Origin of the sequence: Aliiroseovarius sp. F20344, assembly GCF_023016155.1 — a bacterium.
Taxonomy (GTDB): Bacteria; Pseudomonadota; Alphaproteobacteria; order Rhodobacterales; family Rhodobacteraceae; genus Aliiroseovarius.
This window is the reverse complement of record NZ_JALKBG010000003.1, coordinates 583,974-602,806: the sequence shown is the minus strand read 5'-3', so window position 1 is coordinate 602,806 and position 18,833 is coordinate 583,974. Positions and strand designations below refer to the sequence as shown.

Annotated in this window: 15 protein-coding genes; 5 read left to right on the top strand and 10 right to left on the bottom strand. The window is 57.4% G+C overall.

The annotated features are described in order from the left end of the window. Positions 1–38 precede the first annotated feature (38 nt). The 3 genes from fahA to hmgA are packed head-to-tail and all read right to left on the bottom strand — an operon-like array spanning position 39 to position 3,310. Positions 39–1,298: a fumarylacetoacetase gene (gene fahA, locus MWU55_RS03465; RefSeq protein WP_246934308.1), complete on the bottom strand. Its 1,260-nt coding sequence runs from the start codon at positions 1,296–1,298 to the stop codon at positions 39–41. Between the two features lie 7 nt (positions 1,299–1,305). Next, positions 1,306–1,944: a maleylacetoacetate isomerase gene (gene maiA, locus MWU55_RS03460; protein WP_348646209.1), complete on the bottom strand. Its 639-nt coding sequence runs from the start codon at positions 1,942–1,944 to the stop codon at positions 1,306–1,308. 13 nt (positions 1,945–1,957) lie between these two features. Then, complete coding sequence (gene hmgA, locus MWU55_RS03455) at positions 1,958–3,310, bottom strand: homogentisate 1,2-dioxygenase (protein ID WP_246934306.1); 1,353 nt, start codon at positions 3,308–3,310, stop codon at positions 1,958–1,960. Positions 3,311–3,501: 191 nt separating this feature from the next. On the opposite strand from hmgA, the gene MWU55_RS03450 reads away from it, so the two are divergent. The 5 genes from MWU55_RS03450 to MWU55_RS03430 all read left to right on the top strand — a co-directional run bounded on the left by MWU55_RS03450 (position 3,502) and on the right by MWU55_RS03430 (position 9,362). Beyond that, positions 3,502–4,335 (top strand): flagellar motor protein MotB, encoded by an 834-nt coding sequence (locus MWU55_RS03450; protein ID WP_246934305.1) that lies wholly within the window; start codon positions 3,502–3,504, stop codon positions 4,333–4,335. Positions 4,336–4,451: 116 nt separating this feature from the next. After that, complete coding sequence (locus MWU55_RS03445) at positions 4,452–5,759, top strand: flagellar hook-basal body complex protein (RefSeq protein WP_246934304.1); 1,308 nt, start codon at positions 4,452–4,454, stop codon at positions 5,757–5,759. 24 nt (positions 5,760–5,783) lie between these two features. Beyond that, a complete protein-coding gene (flgK, locus tag MWU55_RS03440; RefSeq protein WP_246934303.1) occupies positions 5,784–7,241 on the top strand; it encodes a flagellar hook-associated protein FlgK in 1,458 nt (485 codons plus the stop codon). Between the two features lie 10 nt (positions 7,242–7,251). Then, positions 7,252–8,262 (top strand): flagellin, encoded by a 1,011-nt coding sequence (locus MWU55_RS03435; protein WP_246934302.1) that lies wholly within the window; start codon positions 7,252–7,254, stop codon positions 8,260–8,262. Further along, positions 8,259–9,362: a flagellar basal body P-ring protein FlgI gene (locus MWU55_RS03430; protein WP_246934301.1), complete on the top strand. Its 1,104-nt coding sequence runs from the start codon at positions 8,259–8,261 to the stop codon at positions 9,360–9,362. Before MWU55_RS03435 ends, MWU55_RS03430 begins: the two co-directional genes overlap by 4 nt. 26 nt (positions 9,363–9,388) lie before the next feature. Here MWU55_RS03430 and MWU55_RS03425 read toward each other — a convergent pair whose 3' ends face one another. From MWU55_RS03425 to MWU55_RS03395, 7 genes are all read right to left on the bottom strand, one after another. After that, positions 9,389–10,516 (bottom strand): beta-ketoacyl-ACP synthase III, encoded by a 1,128-nt coding sequence (locus tag MWU55_RS03425; RefSeq protein ID WP_246934300.1) that lies wholly within the window; start codon positions 10,514–10,516, stop codon positions 9,389–9,391. A 79-nt stretch (positions 10,517–10,595) separates the two neighbouring features. Beyond that, positions 10,596–11,243, bottom strand: a complete 648-nt coding sequence (locus MWU55_RS03420) for an RluA family pseudouridine synthase (protein WP_246934299.1) — start codon at positions 11,241–11,243, stop codon at positions 10,596–10,598. 36 nt (positions 11,244–11,279) lie between these two features. After that, the gene (gene rarD, locus MWU55_RS03415; protein ID WP_246934486.1) at positions 11,280–12,176 is read right to left on the bottom strand and encodes an EamA family transporter RarD; all 897 of its coding nucleotides are present in this window, start codon (positions 12,174–12,176) and stop codon (positions 11,280–11,282) included. A 97-nt stretch (positions 12,177–12,273) separates the two neighbouring features. Then, on the bottom strand, positions 12,274–12,825 hold the full coding sequence (locus tag MWU55_RS03410; protein WP_246934298.1) for a GNAT family N-acetyltransferase: 552 nt from the start codon (positions 12,823–12,825) through the stop codon (positions 12,274–12,276). Beyond that, positions 12,822–15,269 (bottom strand): FAD-dependent oxidoreductase, encoded by a 2,448-nt coding sequence (locus MWU55_RS03405; RefSeq protein ID WP_246934297.1) that lies wholly within the window; start codon positions 15,267–15,269, stop codon positions 12,822–12,824. Before MWU55_RS03405 ends, MWU55_RS03410 begins: the two co-directional genes overlap by 4 nt. An 84-nt stretch (positions 15,270–15,353) precedes the next feature. After that, a complete protein-coding gene (locus MWU55_RS03400) occupies positions 15,354–16,322 on the bottom strand; it encodes a helix-turn-helix domain-containing protein (RefSeq protein WP_246934296.1) in 969 nt (322 codons plus the stop codon). 60 nt (positions 16,323–16,382) lie between these two features. Then, on the bottom strand, positions 16,383–18,830 hold the full coding sequence (locus MWU55_RS03395) for an FAD-dependent oxidoreductase (RefSeq protein WP_246934295.1): 2,448 nt from the start codon (positions 18,828–18,830) through the stop codon (positions 16,383–16,385). Positions 18,831–18,833 lie beyond the last annotated feature (3 nt).

The following is an 18,833-nucleotide window of genomic DNA, read 5'->3' as shown; positions in this document are numbered from 1 at the left end:
GTGTCGAAGGGCGCGTCAGGCGCCCCCCTGAATGTCTGTTACTTGGGCCAGTTAACGGCGGGCAGAATTTGCCCGACGCAATCGCCAAAACCGATCTGGAAGCCGTCACCCTTGGCGGCACCGCGCAGGGTCAGGGTGTCGCCGTCCTCGATGAAGGTACGGGTTTCGCCAGTGTCGAGCGTGAATGGCTCGCGTCCCGCCCAGCTCATCTCCATTAGCGAGCCGTATTCGGTCTTGGTCGGACCCGAGATGGTGCCGGACCCCAGAAGGTCGCCCACGTTCATCGCACAGCCGCCAATCGCGTGGTGGCACAGCTGCTCGGCGGCCGAGTAATACATGCGGGTGTAGTTGGTTTCACCAACGACGCTTGCCTTGTCGGCCCCTTCGGGCTGCATCAGCACCTGAAGGTCGATGTCGTAAAGACCGTCCTTAGAACCGTCGAGGTAAGGCAGCAATTCCTTCTCGCGTTCTGGCGTGGGCGCGCGGAACTCTTCCAGCGCGGCAGCGGTCACGATCCATGGGCTGATAGAGGTGCCGAAGGCTTTACCCTGGAACGGGCCGAGCGGCTGGTATTCCCAGCCCTGGATGTCGCGGGCGGACCAGTCGTTCAGCAGCACATAGCCAAAGATCATGTCGTCGGCTTCGTCGACGGTGATCGGCTGACCGAAGTCAGATTGCTTGCCTACGATGGCCCCCATTTCCAGTTCGATATCCAGACGCATCGAGGGGCCAAAGCTGGGCATCTCGGCGTCGGGCGCTTTGCGCTGACCGTTCGGGCGATGGATCGGCGTGCCCGAGATCACGACCGACGACGCACGGCCGTTATAGCCGATCGGGATGTGCAGCCAGTTGGCGGGCAGATCGGGCGAGCCACGCAGGATCGCGCCCATGTTCGCCGCGTGCTGACGACCGGCATAGAAATCGGTGTATTCAGAGACAAGGAACGGCATATGCAGGTCCGCGTCGGCTTGCGCGACCAGCAGCGGTGTAACCGCGCCCTGTTCGGTCGCGCCTTCGCCCAGCAGCTGTTCCAGACGGTCGCGCAAGGCGGCCCATGCGCCCGATCCCAGCTCCATCAGCTCGTTCCAGAACGGGACATCAAAGACAGGTTCCTCGCCGACCTCAATCAGACCAGCCTCTTCTGCGGCTTGCATATCAAGGATCATATCCCCGATGGCGACACCGCAGCGCGGTTCGCTGTCAGCGGTCGAGAACACGCCGTATGGCAGGTTGTTCAGCGGAAAGGGTGTCTCGGCGGAGTTCGCGCTGTCCACCCACGACTTTTTCAATTGGCTCATGTGATCCTCACTCGGCATCTGACTGTGCCTCGGGCCTTGCGGCGGCAAAGGCAGGCAGGGCCAGACAGGTTTCTTCGATTTCGGTCAGGCGTGGATAGGCGGACAGGTCCACCCCCCAGCGCCGTGCGTTGTAATACTGGGCCACAAGGCAGATATCCGCCAGTGACGGAGTGTCGCCAAAGGCGTATTTCGTGTCCTTGCCGACCATCTGTTCAAGGGCGGCAAAGCCGGTGTCCATCCAGTGGATCATCCATTGGCGTTTGGCCTCGGCATCCGCACCGAACGTGTCGCCCAGATGCTTGGCTACGCGCAAGTTGTTTACCGGATGGATGTCCATCGCGATGACATGGGCTGCAGCCAGAACCTTGGCACGCTGGATCGGGTCCGCAGGCAGCAAGGCAGGCTCTGGCTGCACCGCCTCAAGATAATCAATGATCGCCAGCGACTGGGTCAGGACAGTGCCATCTTCCAGCTCCAACGAGGGCACCAGATGGGCCGGGTTCTTGGCAGCATAGTCTTCTGCGTGCTGCTGTCCGCCATCCTTCACAAGATGGACGGACACGTGATCCGCGCTGAGCCCTTTCAGGTTCAGCGCAATGCGCACGCGATAGGCCGCCGTGGACCGCCAATATCCATACAGTTTCATCATTTCTTGCGCATCATTTCTTACCCGGCGTCCCGTCGAACTTCTTCTCAAGGCTTTCCCAGCAATCAATGTATTCGTCCTGAAGCGGCGCTTCATTGGCCGCGAAGGCGGTTAGGTGCTGCGGGAAGCGGGTTTCGAACATGAAGGACATGGTGTTGTCCAGCTTCTCGGGCCCAAGGTTCGAATTCGACGCACCTTCAAACGCATCACGGTCCGGTCCATGCGGCAGCATCATATTGTGCAGGCTGACACCGCCGGGGACAAAGCCCTGCGGCTTGGCGTCATACTGGCCGTAAATGTTGCCCATCAGCTCGGACATAATGTTCTTGTGATACCACGGCGGACGGAAGGTGTTTTCAGCCACCATCCAGCGTTCGCGGAACAGAACGAAGTCGATATTCGCAGTACCCGGCTGGCCCGAAGGTGCTGTCAGCACGGTAAAGATCGAGGGGTCCGGGTGGTCAAACAGGATCGCACCAACCGGGCAATAGGTGGTCAGATCGTATTTGTAAGGCGCGTAGTTGCCGTGCCATGCAACCACGTCCAGCGGCGACTGGCCGATCTCGGTCTTGTGGAACTGACCGCACCATTTGATGGTGATGGTCGACGGTACTTCGCGGTCTTCATATGCCGCAACAGGAGCTTTGAAGTCACGCGGGTTGGCCATGCAGTTCGCACCAATCGGGCCACGTCCCGGAAGCTCGAATTTCTGGCCGTAGTTTTCGCAGACAAAGCCACGCGCCGGGCCTTCCAGAAGCTCAACACGGTAAACCAAGCCGCGTGGGATTACGCCGATCTCCTGCGGGGCAAGGTCGATGATGCCCAGTTCTGTATAGAACCGCAGCTTGCCTTCCTGCGGCACGACCAGAAGTTCACTGTCGGCCGAGAAGAAATAGTCGTCGACCATTGATTCCGTGACCAGATAGATGTGCGATGCCATGCCGACCTGCGTGTTAACGTCGCCGGCCGTGGTCATCGTGCGCATGCCGGTGATCCAGTTCAGACCTTCGGTTGTCGGCACCGGATCCCAACGGTACTGACCCAGCGAGATCACGTCAGGATCTACGCAGGGCGCGGACTTCCAGTAAGGCATGTCGATCTTGGTATAGCGCGCTGAATGCTTCACCGACGGGCGGATGCGATAACACCAGGTGCGCTCGGGCGGGTTGGCGGTGAAGGCGGTGCCGGACAGCTGTTCGCCATACAGGCCATATTCGCACTTCTGCGGGCTGTTCATGCCTTGCGGCAGAGCGCCGGGCAGAGCCTCGGTTTCGAAGTCATTGGCCCAACCGGGCATATAGTGGGTTTCGGTGCCAACGGCTGACACCGCGCGCGTCATATCGCGCGACGGGCTGTGCTTGTTCATGCTTCCATCCGTTTCAATGCCAGTTACGGCCAATCCTGTTGCCTGAACATAATATCGTTGCAAGTGAAATGAAGTCAAGAAAAAGGGATGCTTCACATGCGAAGTAATGAAATGGCAACAATTTGAATAGTTAAGCCAATGGAAACTTGCCGCTGATATCCATGTCCTTGGGTGAAAAATGAGGTGGTGGGATGCGTTCGAATGAACAGGCTCCAGTAATTATTAAGAAAGTTAAGAAAGTCAGTGGCGGCGGTCATCATGGTGGCGCGTGGAAAGTTGCCTATGCAGACTTTGTGACCGCTATGATGGCGTTCTTTCTTCTGATGTGGCTTCTAAACGCCACGACAGAGAAACAGCGGAAAGGGATCGCGGACTACTTCAGCCCAACCATTCCCATCACGCGCGTTTCCGGCGGTGGAAGTGGGTCTTTCGGCGGCGATAGTGTCTTCAGCGAAGAAACCCTGTCACAGACCGGAACCGGCGGATTGCCCCGCGACCCGTCTAGTTCCAAGGATGGAAATCAGGCAGACGGCGCGGGCAATGAGGGCGAAAAGGAAACCGCCAAGCTGAAAGAGGTCGAAGAGCTTTTGCTGGCCCGTTCAGGCGAAAGCATGACAAGCGACAAGTTGCAGCGTCATATCGTCACCAGAGTCACCGATGAAGGGCTGTTGGTTGAGGTTTTCGATCTGGACCACGCACCAATCTTTCATGCCGGAACCAATACGCCGACGCCCCTTTTGGAAGCGATCATCGCCACGATCTCCGAGGTCTTTGCATTGGCCAAGAACGGTATTGCAATCGAAGGGCACGTGGCTTCCCAGCCTGTGGTCATTGCAGAAAACACTGCATGGCAACTGTCCTCTGGGCGCGCTGACCGAGTGCGGAAGCTATTCGAATCACTGGATCAAACACCTGAGAAAGTGCAACGCGTGACAGGCCACGCCGACCGTGAGCCCGTGATTCCAAACGCGATGGCGGCCCGAAACAATCGGATTGAGATGATCTTGTTACGCTCAAAAAGATAATGAAATCAGTTGATCAAAGGAAATCAGTCGCCAAATAGAAGGGAATTAGCCGCCTGTTAAGGACACGTCCGCCATGCTGATGCGAACCAGAGGTAGATGCAGCAGAAAGGCGCACCATGACGATTTCCTCTTCGCTAAGTGCCGGCGTGGCCGGTCTGAACGCGCATGCAACGAAATTAGCAACGATTTCGGACAATATCGCGAACTCTTCGACATTCGGCTACAAACGGGCCACCGCAGATTTCCAAAGTCTGGTCATCGGCGGCAACGCCGGGGCTGGCACCTATTCGGCGGGCGGCGTGCGAACAACAACACAACGCCTGATCGACGAACACGGTCCGCTAATTTCAACATCGAACCCCATGGACATTGCGATCGCGGGACGCGGCATGCTTCCTGTCACGCAAGAGGTTTACGCAGACGCCAACCCGGGTGAGCGGCCAATGATGATGACCACCACAGGGTCATTTCGGACAGATTCCGAAGGCGTTCTGAAAACCGAAACGGGGCTGGTGTTGTTGGGTTGGCCAGCAGATGCAGATGGCAATGTGGGAACCTACCCAAGGGACACCGGCGTTGGGCTGGAACCCGTTGTAATCAACGCGAACCAAACCGCAGGCGACCCGACAACCAACATGAAGCTGGGTGTCAACCTGCCAGCCGTCGAAACCGAAGCAGGCGCAGATGGTAACCCATTGCCCTTGTCAGTCGAGTATTTCGGCAACCTAGGTACCTCAGAAACATTAGATTTCAGCTTTACCCCGACTGTACCCGGAACGGGCTCATCGAACACTTGGACAATGCAGATCACCGACAGTGCATCGGGCGGGGCAGTAATTGGGGAATACACGCTGGCCTTCGACGACAGTCGGGCGGACGGTGGTACTCTTGCCTCAGTGTCCGTTGTTTCGGGCGGGGCATACAACGCAACTGATGGCACCCTGGATCTGACCGTTGCAGGCGGTCCCCTTTCATTGACAATTGGCGGCATTGGCGATCCGAACGGGTTAACTCAATTGTCCGACAGTTTTGCACCCGTTGCGATTACCAAAAACGGGTCGCCAGTGGGCAACCTGACCGCAGTTCAGATCGATGAACATGGATTTTTGAAAGCGACTTATGACACGGGTTTTATTCGCACGATCTATCAAGTGCCTCTGGTTGACGTCTCAAACCCTAATGGCCTCACTTCTCTCTCGAACCAAGCCTATCAGGTGTCCCCAGAAAGCGGATCGTTTTTCATGTGGAATGCAGGCGATGGCCCCACGGGTGAGGTTGTGGGTTTTGCGCGGGAAGGATCTACCACTGATGTGGCAGGCGAACTGACAAACCTGATACAAACGCAGCGGGCTTACAGTTCCAACGCCAAGGTCATCCAAACCGTCGACGAAATGCTTCAGGAAACCACGAATATCAAACGCTGATCTCGTGCTGGAAAGTAACATCTCATGACCATCTCTGGTGCCCTTCACAACGCTTTGACCGGCCTTAACGCCAATACGCGCGCGGCCCATCTTGTATCCAACAACGTCGCCAACGCGATGACCGAAGGATATGGTGCCCGCTCGCTTGAGCTGTCATCGCGCAATTTGGGGGGTGCGCCTTCTGGCGTGGCAGTTGAGGGTGTCCGCCGGAACGTCGACGAGATTTTAGTCGGTGAGCGCCGCCTATCGGATGCTGCCATCGGCCATAGCAGCACGCGCTCGGGATTCCTTGCGGGGCTGGAAAAAGCGCTCGGGACACCGGATCAACCTGGATCATTGTCAGGCAGATTGGCGCAATTCGAAGCCGCACTTACAGAAGCCGCCGTGCGCCCAGACAGTGAAGCCGCTCTGAACGCCAGCCTGAACGCAGCGAAAAACGTTGTGTCGCATATCAAAGCCACATCAGACCACATTCAGGCCGCGCGCCTGTCCGCTGACAGCGCCATCGCGCAGGAGGTTGGGCAGCTGAATCAGGGCCTAGAAGACGTGCAAAACCTGAATGTCAAAATTCAGGCTGCAATGGCCCGCGGCGCTGATCCGTCGGGCTTGATGGATCAACGGCAACAGGCAATCGATGCCTTGTCTTCGATCGTGCCAATCAAACAAGTTCCGCGTGATGGTGGGCGAGTTGCCCTGATCTCAGCCGGGGGGGCGATTCTTCTGGATGGGAAACCCGCAAAGCTGGAATTCTCGACGGTAAACTTGATCGTACCTGAGATGACCCAAGCCGGGGGCGCATTGTCGGGACTGACCATCAATGGTCAATCTGTCGATACTTCGTCAAATCGAAGCGCAATCTCAGGCGGCTCTCTTGCCGCGCATTTTGAAGTTCGTGATGAGCTTGCTGTGACCGCTCAAGAACAGCTCGATGGATTTGCACGCAACTTAGTTGAACGTTTTCAGGACCCGGCGTTGGACGCCACACGTGCTCCGGGAGCGCCCGGCTTGTTTACCGACGCTGGGCTGGCCTTTGACCCGGTGGATGAGGTCGCACTGTCCACACGCCTGACAGTTAACGCTGCCGTTGACCCATCACAGGGCGGCGTAATTTGGCGCTTGCGTGATGGTTTAGGGGCCGCTGTCCCCGGGAACGTGGGCAATTCTCAGTTGTTGAACGACAAGATCGAAGTCCTGAACACGCCGATAACAGCAGCATCAGGCGGTTTTTCTAGCACTGCACGCTCAACCGCAGGCTTGGCAGCCGATCTTCTGAACATCGTGGCAAGTGGCCGCGAACAGATGGACACCCGCTTAAGCTTTGATACCGCGCAGAACGACAGCCTGCGGCAAATGGAACTGTCTCATGGTGTGGATACCGATGCTGAAATGCAGAAGCTCATGATGATCGAGCAGGCATTTGCCGCCAACGCACAGGTCATCACAACCGCTGACGAAATGATGCAACTAATCTTGGGTTTGTAAGGGGTATAGCATGAGCATTTCGACTTACGGAGATTTGGCCAGTTCGTTCTTCACGCGGCGGCAGTCCAGTCAAATGCGTCAGGAGCTCACACGTCTGGGCACCGAAATGTCCACGGGGCGGAAAACGGATTTGGGTTCGAAAACCACGGGCGGTATCGGTGCACTTGCGGGCTTGGAACATAGCCTGAAACTCATGTCCGCTCACGAACAAGCCACGACCGAGGCGCGCTTGATGGCAGAAACAACTCAGGTTGCGTTAACAACAATCCACACACAGGCGCAGGACTTATCGAACGGGCTGATCGCTGCCAGAAGTTCAAATAACTCCACCCTGCTTCACACCACATCTTTGGACGCCGGGCAGAAGTTTGCTTCGATCATTTCAAAGCTGAATGCGGTTGCTGGCGGGCGGTCCTTGTTTGCAGGGGCTGCGACGGATCAACCTGCCCTTGCCGACGCAGAAACGATCATAACAGAGCTTATGACCGCCATCGCTGGCGAAGTGACAGCCGGCGGCGTGGCCTCGCAAATTGACGACTGGTTCAACACACCGGGTGGCGGGTTTGAATCACTCGGCTATCTCGGGGCAGATGAAAGCTATGGCCCAATTAGGTTGGGCAACGGCGAAACCGCAACGCTGCCCGTCCGCGCCAATGATACCGAGGTCCGAAACCTGCTTTCCGCGGTGGCAAAAACTGTTGTTCTAAGCGAAGGCGCATTGGCTGGCGATTTGAAGCAACAAAAAGCACTGACAGAGCTTGCGTCCAACGCGCTTCTGCAGGCCGTTGATCAAACCACAATGCTTCAGGCCCGCGTCGGTGCGGTCGAGGCACGGATTGAAAACGCAGTGGTCCACAACACCGCGGAAAAACACGCGCTGGAGCTTTCATACAACGATCTAACCGCCGCAGATCCCTATGACACGGCGTCACGATTGGAAGAGCTCTATGGCCAGATGGAGGCGCTCTATGTCACGACGGCGCGCCTGTCGAAACTCAGATTCACGGATTATATGCGATGAGATACCTGATTTCCTTCTTATTGGTGCTGTTCACGATGACCTTTGCAGCCCATTCCAGTTCCGTGCGCATCAAAGATCTGGTGGAATTCGACGGAGTACGCGGAAATGATCTGGTTGGATACGGTTTGGTTGTTGGCCTGAACGGCACCGGGGATGGCATTCGCAACGCCCCCTTTACCGAAGACATCATGTCCAACATCCTGGAGCGTTTGGGCGTAAATATCACAGGTGAGCAGTTCCGCCCAAAAAATGTGGCTGCCGTATTCGTCACCGCCGCCCTTCCCCCTTTCGCTCGATCGGGGTCACGAATTGACGTGACCGTTTCAGCAATTGGGGACGCCAAAAGCCTGTTGGGTGGCACGCTGATTATGACGCCCTTGAATGCGGCAGATGGAGAGATCTACGCCGTGGGACAAGGCACGGTGATCGCAGGCGGGGCCAGCGCCGAAGGCGATGGGGCCACCGTGACCAAGGGTGTTCCGACAAGTGGCGTGATCCCCAGCGGCGCAAGGGTCGAACGCGAGATCGAGTTTGATTTCACCAAGCTGAAGTCCATCCGGCTGGCCTTACGCACCCCAGACTTCACCACGGCAGAACGCATCGAACGCGCCATCAATGGCAAATATGGCCGCGTCGTGTCCCGCATGTTGGATAGTGGGACGGTTGTCGTTGATATCACAGCCACGCGGGCTATCTCTCCCGCGCATGCCTTGGGCACGATCGAGAATATCGGGGTTGAACCCGAACGCCGAGCCAAGGTGGTGGTCGATCAACGTTCCGGCACAATCGTCATGGGTGAAGATGTTCGCATCAGCCGGGTGGCGGTGTCGCAGGGCAACCTGACACTGCGCATTCAGGAGCAGCCCATCGTTGTGCAACCCAACCCATTCTCCGACGGCGAGGCGATTGTCGTCCCGCGAACCAATGCCGCGATTGAGGAAGAGCCCGGTATCGGCCTTGCCGAAGTCAGCGGCGGAGCATCCCTGTCCGAACTTGTTGCTGGGCTAAACGCGCTTGGCGTCGCACCACGCGATATGATCGACATTCTGAAAAGCATTAAGGCCGCGGGGGCGCTTCATGCGGAATTCATCGTGCGGTGACAGCGCTGACCAAGTGGGGCCACGATTCAAGCGCGGCGCACCACCACTGACCCGACAGAATAGCCCGCACCGAAGGAACAGATGACGCCTGTGTCACCCGGAGCCAGATCATCAGAAAATTTCGAGAAAGCGATGATCGATCCTGCGGATGAGGTGTTGGCATAATCCTGCAGAATGTTTGGCTGCTCACCATCTTCGGGAACACGGCCAAGTACCTTCTTCCCGATGAAGTCATTCATAGACTTGTTGGCCTGATGCAGCCAAAGCCGCTTCAGATCATCCTGCGATACGTTAATGTCTGCGATATGTTCCAGAATGTGTTTCGAGACGATCGGCAAAACCTCTTTAAACACCTTTCGGCCGTTCTGCATAAACTGCATATCGCGCCGATCCGGCAGGTCGTTTGTGGCTTCACGCGTACGTCGCAGGAAGCCGTTGTTGTTGCGAATGTTGTTTGAGAACTGGGTCAAACAACGGGTCGACAGGATTTCGAAATGATCGCCTTGGGCGTCTTCTTTACGTTCCAGAAGCGTCGCTGTGGCCACATCGCCGAAAATGAAATGACAATCACGGTCACGCCATTCCAGATGGGCCGAGCAGATCTCGGGATTCACGACTAGGGCGCGTCGCACAGAACCCGACCGGATCATATCCGCGGCGGCCTGTATTCCAAAAGTCGCCGAAGAACAGGCGACGTTCATGTCAAAACCGAACCCACCTGCGCCCAAGGCCTGCTGAATTTCGATGGCAATCGCCGGATAGGCCCGTTCGTGGTTCGAGGCAGCACAGATGATCAGGTCCACCTCGCTGGCATCGCGACCAGATTGCGCCAGAGCCTTCTTGCAAGCATCCACACTCATTTCGGTCATGATGCCCATTTCGTCATCCGCGCGTTCCGGCAAAGATGGGTGCATCACATCCGGATCCAGAACGCCGGATTTGTCCATCACATAGCGTTGATGAATGCCCGACGCCGAAACGATGAACTCTTCGCTCGAGTGTCCGATGGCATCAGTTTCGCCCGCCGCAATCGCATCGGCCTGCGCTGCATTTTGCTTGTCGGCATAGGCGTTGAATGCCTCGACAAGTTCGGCATTCGAGATGATTTCGGTTGGGGTAAACACCCCGGTTCCGGAAATGACGGGTTGATGCATGATGGGCTCCTTGCAGGTTCTCCCAAAAAAGCAGGAAGCAAGGCGCACGACAAGGGGAGATGCCCCTAGGTCATCCCTGCTAAAATGGGCATTTCGCCTTGATGGTCAGCCCTTTTCCGCCATCTGGGTGGCGCAGACGCAGGCTTTCGGCATGCAACATCAAGCGCGGCGCATCGCGCGCTTCGCCCGTTGCATAGAACGGATCGCCAAGAATGGGGTGGCCCAATTCCAGCATATGCACACGCAATTGGTGGCTTCGGCCGGTCTGGGGAAACAGCCTCATCCGCGTGGCGTTTTCTTCGTAGCGCAGGACCTTCCAATCGGTCACCGCCGGCTTGCCGTTCTCAAAATCCACATGCTGTTTGGGGCGATTGGGCCAGTCAACGATCAGGGGCAAATCCACGGTGCCTTCACGTTCTTCCACCCGCCCAAACACTCGCGCCAGATAGGTTTTCTTGACCTGTCGTTTTTCAAACTGAAGACCAAGATGGCGCTGCGCATGCGGCGTCAGGGCAAAGATCATGACGCCCGACGTGTCACGGTCGAGCCGATGCACCAAAAGTGCTTCGGGGAAGACAGCTTGAACCCGCGCGATCTGGCAATCCGCCAAATGCTCACCCTTACCCGGCACCGACAACAGGCCCGAGGGCTTGTCGACCAGCAACAGCTCGTGGTCGTGATGCAGGATCACCAGTGGATCATTGGGCGGGTTATAATCAGACGACATAGGCGCGGGATAGCGGCTGAGGCCCAGTGCCGCAAGTCACCGCTTGCGACGCATCTGCCGATACATGGACGTCGTATAGATGATCAATGCCAACCATATCAGAGGGAAGGCGATCAGCTTGGCCCCGCCGAACGGCTCTTTGAAGATCAAAACTGCAACAAGGAAAATCATCGTCGGCGCGATGTATTGCAGGATTCCGATGGTCGACAGGCGCAACAGCTTGGCGCCATTGGCGTAGAACATCAAAGGTACCGCGGTGACCACTCCACAGCCCATTAGTAGCGCCGTGTCCCATGCGCCCGTGAACAGGTGGCCCTCTCCGGTATATGCAAGCCAGATGACATAGCCCAAGGCAGGCGGCGTCAGGATCAACACCTCAAGAAGGAAGCCCTGATTGGGGCCGATTGGAAGGGATTTCTTGAAATATGCGTAGAAGCCCCAGGTCAACATTAAACCCAGCGCCACCATAGGCAAACGACCTGCATCGACCGTAAGGACGATCACTGCCAATGCGGCCAGCAGGACAGAAACCCACTGCGCGCGCGACAGGCGTTCACCCAAAAGCATCGCCCCCATCACGATCGAAAACAGCGGGTTGATGTAATAGCCCAGCGCCGCTTCGACAGTCTGCTCGGCCCCAATCGCCCAAATATAGATGCACCAGTTGACCGAGATCAGAGTTGCCGTCACCAGTGCCAACATCAAGCTGCGTGGGTGGGTCAGAACGGCTTTCAAATCCCGCGTCCGCCCCAAGGCAACCAACACAGCACCGGCCACAGGCACTGACCAGATAACGCGGTGGGCCAGAACCTCGGTCGCGGGCATATGGGTCAGCAGCTTCAGATACAGCGGCAAGAACCCCCACAACACATAGGCCGTGATCGCAAAGGCAAGGCCTTGTGGCGTATCGATGTTTTCGGGTTTGGCTGTCATTGTCATCGCGCGCTCCTCACCCCGCCTTTATGACAGGCAACCACATCGATTGGGTAGAGCGATTTCATTGAACGGATACATCAATCTGCGTGATGGATTAATCCCCCAAACGCTCGGCCTTGACCCGCGCCCAAACGGCGCGATCCAAGCGATAGCATTTCCACGGCAGGACACTGCCTGACAGGTCCAGATCCTCGTCACTTGTGAACTCTGCACCGATCTTCATCGTCGCTTTTTGCGAACGGATATTGTCGGGGGCGATGTGGAACCACACCCGGTCAAACTGCTTGAATGCGTGATTCAGCATCAGCTGCTTCATTCGAAAATTCACCTCTCCGCCCCAATAGCGGTGGTTCAGGAAGGTGAAGCCAATGGCGATGTCACCGGGCGCATCGGGGCCAACATAGTAGCGTGAGCACCCAATCGCCTGATCGGTCGTCTTGTCGAACACGATCAGCGTGCCTCCAGCGGCTAGAAGCATGTCAAAATAGGGATCGAACACGGCGCGCTGATAGCGATCTTTCGCGGGGTGACCAGCCCAAGTCTCGGGATCACAGGCCGCAAGGAAGAGCGCTTCGCGGTCCTCTTCCTGCAGCCCGCGCAAGCGCAGCGTTTCCCCGTCCAGTTCAGGCTGGTCGTTGAACGTCATACCTTAACCCGTTCCGATTTCGGGTCATACATAGGTTTCAGCGATGCTTCCGCTTTCACCCGCGTGCCCGCCACGTCGATCTCGTAGCTCGAAGCCAGAACATCCGCAGCGCTTTCGCCTTTGCACGGCACATAGCCCAAACCCATGGCAGCGCCCAAATGGTGGCCATAAGAACCAGAGCTGAGATAGCCCACGATTTCGCCATCACGAATGACGGGTTCGTTGTGATAGAGAAGCGGCTCGGGATCGTTCAGTTTGAATTGGACCAAGCGGTTTTCCAGCCCGCTTTCCTTCTTAGCCAGCACAGCCTCGCGACCGATGAAATCCGGCTTGTCAGTCTTCACCGCAAAGCCAAGCCCGGCTTCCAGCACGTGGTCTTCGCAGGTGATGTCGTGCCCGAAATGGCGAAAGCCCTTTTCGATCCGGCAGCTATCCATCATATGCATGCCGCAGAGTTTCAGATCCATGTCCTGCCCAGCCTCAAACAGCGTTTCGAACACGTGGCCAGCCATGTCGGCCGAGGCATAGATTTCCCATCCCAGCTCGCCCACATAGGTCACGCGATGGGCGCGGGCCAAGCCCATGCCGATCTCGATCTCCTGCGCCGTGCCAAAGGGGTTGGTGGCGTTGGTGAAGTCGTTCGGGCTGACTTTCTCAAGCAGCTTGCGCGCATTGGGCCCCATAATCGCCAGAACGCCTTCGCCTGCGGTTACATCGGTGATCACCACGCGGTAATCGCCAACATGGCGCTGCATCCACGTCTGGTCTGCCAGACGCGTGGCAGCAGGGGCGACGACAAGATAAGCGGTCTCGGCCAAGCGGGTGACGGTCACGTCTGCCTCGATCCCTCCGCGACGGTTCAGGAACTGGGTATAGACGATCTTGCCGTTGGGCACCGAATAATCGCCGCCACCCACATAGTTCATGAACGCTTCTGCGTCCGGTCCTTCGACCCTAATCTTGCCGAAAGAAGTCATGTCGTACATGCCGACATTCTCGCGTACGGCTTTGTGCTCGGCAGCCGAGTTTTCGAACCAGTTGGGGCGACCCCAGGTGTATTCGTACTCGGCCTTCTGGCCCTCGTTGGCGAACCAGTTGGCACGTTCCCAACCCGCAAGCTCTCCAAACACGGCACCCTTTTCCTTCAGGTGGTGATGAAAGGGTGTGCGGCGCACACCGCGTGCGGTGGCCTTTTGCCGAAATGGGAAGTGGTCGGCATAGAGCAGGCCCAGCGTCTCTTTCGAGCGTTCATAAAGGTAGTGCTTGTTGCCTTGGAAGGGCTGCATCCGGCTGATGTCCACGTCACCCAAATCGAAAGGCTTGTCGCCGTCCTCCATCCACTGGGCCAGCGCCATGCCTGCACCGCCTGCCGATTGAATGCCGATCGAGTTAAAGCCCGCAGCAACCCAGACATTGTCCATCTCTGGCGCAAGGCCAAGGTGATAGGCGTCATCCGGTGTGAAGCTTTCCGGCCCATTGAAGAAGGTGTGAATACCTGCTTCGGCGAGCATGGGCATACGGTTGCAAGCGTCCTCCAAGATCGGCTCGAAATGATCGAAATCTTCGGGCAATTGGTCGAACTCGAACGTGTCGGCGATGCCCTTCATGCCCCACGGCTTGGCATTGGGCTCAAACGCGCCCAGAAGCATCTTGCCCGCATCCTCCTTGTAGTAGGCGCATTCGTCCGGCACTCGCAGAACCGGCATCTGGGTCAGGTTCGGAATGGCTTCGGTCACGATATAGAAGTGCTCGCATGCGTGAAGCGGCACATTCACACCGGCCATGCGTCCAACTTCATGGCCCCACATACCCGCGCAGTTCACGATCATGTCGCAGGCGATGTGACCCTGTTCCTTGCCGTCGTCCGACGCCCAATCGACACCCGTCACCTTGCGACCGTCGCGCTTGATCCCTGTGACTTTGGTGCGTTCTTTGACCAGCGCCCCACGTTGACGCGCGCCTTTTGCCAGTGCCAAAGCGATGTTGGCCGGGTCGCCCTGCCCGTCCTTGGGCAGCCAGACGCCGCCGACCACGCCGTCGATATTCAAGTGTTCATAACGTGAAAGGGCTTCTGCTGCCGTGATCTCTTCTACATCCACGCCGAAAGAGCGCGCCATGCCGGCCTGACGAGCCAGTTCTTCCATACGTTCATCGGTCAACGCGACACTGATCGAGCCAACACGTTTAAAGCCCGTCGCAACACCAGTTTCAGTCTCTAACTCACCATAAAGCTCTTGCGAGTATTTCGCGAGCTTCGTCATATTCGCCGTCGCCCGCAGCTGCGCGATCAGCCCTGCAGCGTGCCATGTGGTGCCCGAGGTCAGCTGTTTACGCTCAAGAAGGACAACATCCTTCCAGCCAAGCTTGGTCAAGTGATAGGCGACAGAACAGCCGATAACGCCGCCACCGATGATGACAACGCGGGCTTGTGTGGGCAGAGACATGACATCACTCCTTGATGGATTCGGGTTGAAGGTGGCACGAGATGCCGCGACCAAACATCGTGTTTCCGACAAAAGTGCCGGAATCTAGTTATTGTAGGCAGGCAAGTTTCCGTTCTTGCGCAGCGACATCGGGGTCACGCCGAAATGGCGGCGGAAGAGCGACGAAAACCCATTGGGAAAGCCGCAAGCCAACCCAACATCCCGCACGCTCATCGCTGTTTTCAAAAGCAGCGTGTTGGCGTGGTTTAGACGTAACTCGCGATAATACGAATTGGGCGTGGTGTGGAAATGTGCGCGGAAGTGACGTTCGAGGGACCGTTCCGAAATACCGAGCAGCGAGACCAGTTCCGAGATGCGCAAGGGCTCCTCTAAATTGGCTTGCATCAACTCGACACACTGATCAAGTGCCCGGTTGCCTGTCAAAGAAAGCTCTTTCCCGCCAAAGGGTTGAAGAGTTGCGAATGTGCGGATGTTTTCGTGCAACATGATATCAGCGACTGTCGCGACTGACGCAGCAGACAGGTGGCTGCCGAGCAACGCCAGCACAAGGTCGTGTGTCGATCCCATCCCCGCAGACGTAATGATGCGTCCGTCATCAGCGACCAGAGCATAGGACCCGACGCCTGGCGTACCGCGCTCGTTCAAAACCGCGCGATTTTCCCAATGGGTCGTGTGGCTCATCGACTGTTCGCCGGTTTCGGCAATGTGACGGCTTGCTGCCTCGGACAGCAGGATCACGCGGGCACCGGCCCATTGATAAGCCTTGATCTCTTTTTGCAGAGACAGCTCTTTGGCGTCCGGATTGGAATTGCCCAACACAAAGACGTAGTGTGCTGATGGCTTGGGATCAAAGGGCTGGGTCGCCACGTCGATTCCAGCGCGACAGCTGACAGCGCCGCCGTGACGTGACAGGCTCTGCCAGCGAAACACCTCGCGCGCGGTAACCCGGTTGGCGATGCGCAGAAGTTCAAAAATGGCGGACAGTTCAGTCAGAACGAAACCATCCGACATCAGGATATCGACCTGAATTGGATGCTGGATCATGTCCTTCATCTTCTTCACCTCGCTGATTGACGGCCCCGCGCACAAATGCGCGCGGGGTGTGATTGGGTTTTAGGCACGCAGCCTTTCGTTTTCTGGATCCCACAGCGGTTGATCGGGTTGAACCACGGCCTTGTATTTTTGGCCGTAGATTTCGACCTCAAGCTCGGTGCCGGGTTCGGCCAGATCGGTGCGTACCATGCCCAACGCGATCGAGCCGTTCACGCGATAGCCCCAACCGCCCGAGGTGGTTTCACCGACGATCTGATCGCCCGACCAGATGCAGGACATATAGGGCGCATCGCAGTCACCGGCATCAACCGTGAGGGTGACGAAGGCCTTCTTTGACCCCTGCTGCTTTTCCGACTGAAGCGCGGCTTTGCCCGGGAAGTCCTGCGGTTTGTCCAGACGCACGAAGCGTTCCAGACCACCTTCGAACATTGAGTAATCGGTCGACAGGTCGCCTTTCCAAGTGCGATAGCCCTTTTCCAGACGCAAGCTGTCCAGCGCATACATGCCGAAGGGCTTGGCCCCTGCCGCTATGACCGCGTCATAGATGGCAGGCATGTCGGCGTTGGTCGCGTGGATTTCCCAACCCAGTTCACCAGCGAAGGACACGCGTACGACACGGGCAGATTTGCCCGCGACGGTGGCCTCTTGATGGGTCAACCAGCCCAACGACAGGTCGGCATCGGTGCCAATTTCGGTCATCAGGTCACGCGATTTGGGGCCGGTCACAATCAGGGTGTCTTTCTCGGTCGTGTGGTCGGTCAAGGACAGACCTTCCGGCAGTTTGCGCTTCAGCACCTCGAAATCATGCCACTGTGCGGAGGCTGCGGTGATCAGGGTGAAGTGATCCTCGGCGTGACGCTGGCACGACATCTCGGTCAGGATGCGACCGCGGTCATCCGAGAAATAGATCAGGTTCATCCGGCCCACCTTGGTCAGCGCGCCGGTGACCATGCCACGAAGCCATTCCGCTGCACCTTCACCCGACAGTTCAAACCGCGAGAAGCCCGGCAGATCCAGAACACCAACACCGTCACGCACGGCCTCGCATTCTTCTTTCACACGCTGGGTCCAAGGTCCTTGGCGGCCCCACGTGTGGGTCGCTTCCAGCGAGGTATCGTCGCCGTCTTGCGCAAACCAGTTGGCGCGTTCCCAGCCGTTATAGGCACCCATGACGCCACCAGCAGCGATCACACGGTCATGCACCGGCGACAGTTTCTTGTCGCGCGCAGCGGGCCATTCGTGATGGGGGAAGTGCATGGCGTATTCGTTGCCGTAGACCTCCATTCCTTTCTGATCGCAGTAATCCTGATCGGTGTAGTCGGTATAGCGGCGCGGATCGACTGCCCACATGTCCCATTCGGTACCGCCATCGACGATCCATTCGGCCATGACCTTCCCGGCGCCACCGCCTTGGGCGATGCCGAACGTAAACACACAGGCCTCAAACGCATTCGCGACGCCTGGCATGGGGCCAATAAGGGGCAAACCATCCGGCGCATAGGGAATCGGGCCGTTGATCACACTGGACACGCCTGAAGTTTCCATCAGCGGCACACGCGCCATTGCATCGACCACGATATCTTCGATCCGGTCCAGATCTTCCTGCCAAAGCTGGAAACTGAAATCTTCAGGCATCTTATCGTCGCCAAGCCAATGCGCCTTACAGTTCGGCTCATACGGACCAAGGTTATAGCCGTGCTTTTCCTGCCGCAGGTAGTACGACACATCCACGTCGCGGATCAGAGGCAGCTTACCGCCATGTTCCTTGGACCATGCTTCCACTTCGGGGATCTGTTCGGTCAGAAGGTACTGGTGCTCCATCACCATCATCGGCACGGTGCGTCCGCCATAGGGCTTGAACATCTCGCCCACGCGTTGGGCATAGTAACCAGCGGCGTTCACCACATAGTCACATTCGATGTCACCCTTTTCAGTGTGAACAACCCATGTCTTGTCTTCCTTCTGGGTCACACCCGTGGCCGGGGTAAAGCGCAGGATCTTTTGCCCCATGTCGCGCGCACCCTTCGCCAGCGCCTGCGTGACCTGAGCGGGATCAATATCGCCATCCGACGGATCCCAAAGCACGCCCATAAGGTCGTGGATCTCAAGGAACGGATAACGCTCTTTCGCCTGCTCAGGCGTCCACATCTCCATCTCGATGCCCTGATAGTGACCCATGGAACGGGCGCGCTCGAATTCCTGCATTCGCTCCTTGGTGTGCGCCAGTCGGATTGAACCCGACTGGTGATAGTTCATTGGATAATCGACCTCTTCACCCAAACGCGAATACAGCTCGGTCGAATAGCGCTGCATGTTCATGATCGCCCAGCTGTTCGAGAACGTCGGCACATTGCCCGCCGCGTGCCAGGTCGACCCTGCGGTCAGCTCGTTCTTTTCCAGCAGGACACAATCGGTCCAGCCCTTCAGGCCAAGGTGGTACAGTGTTGATGCGCCGACGACACCGCCACCGATGATGACAACGCGGGCTTTGGTGGGGAAATCAGACATGGT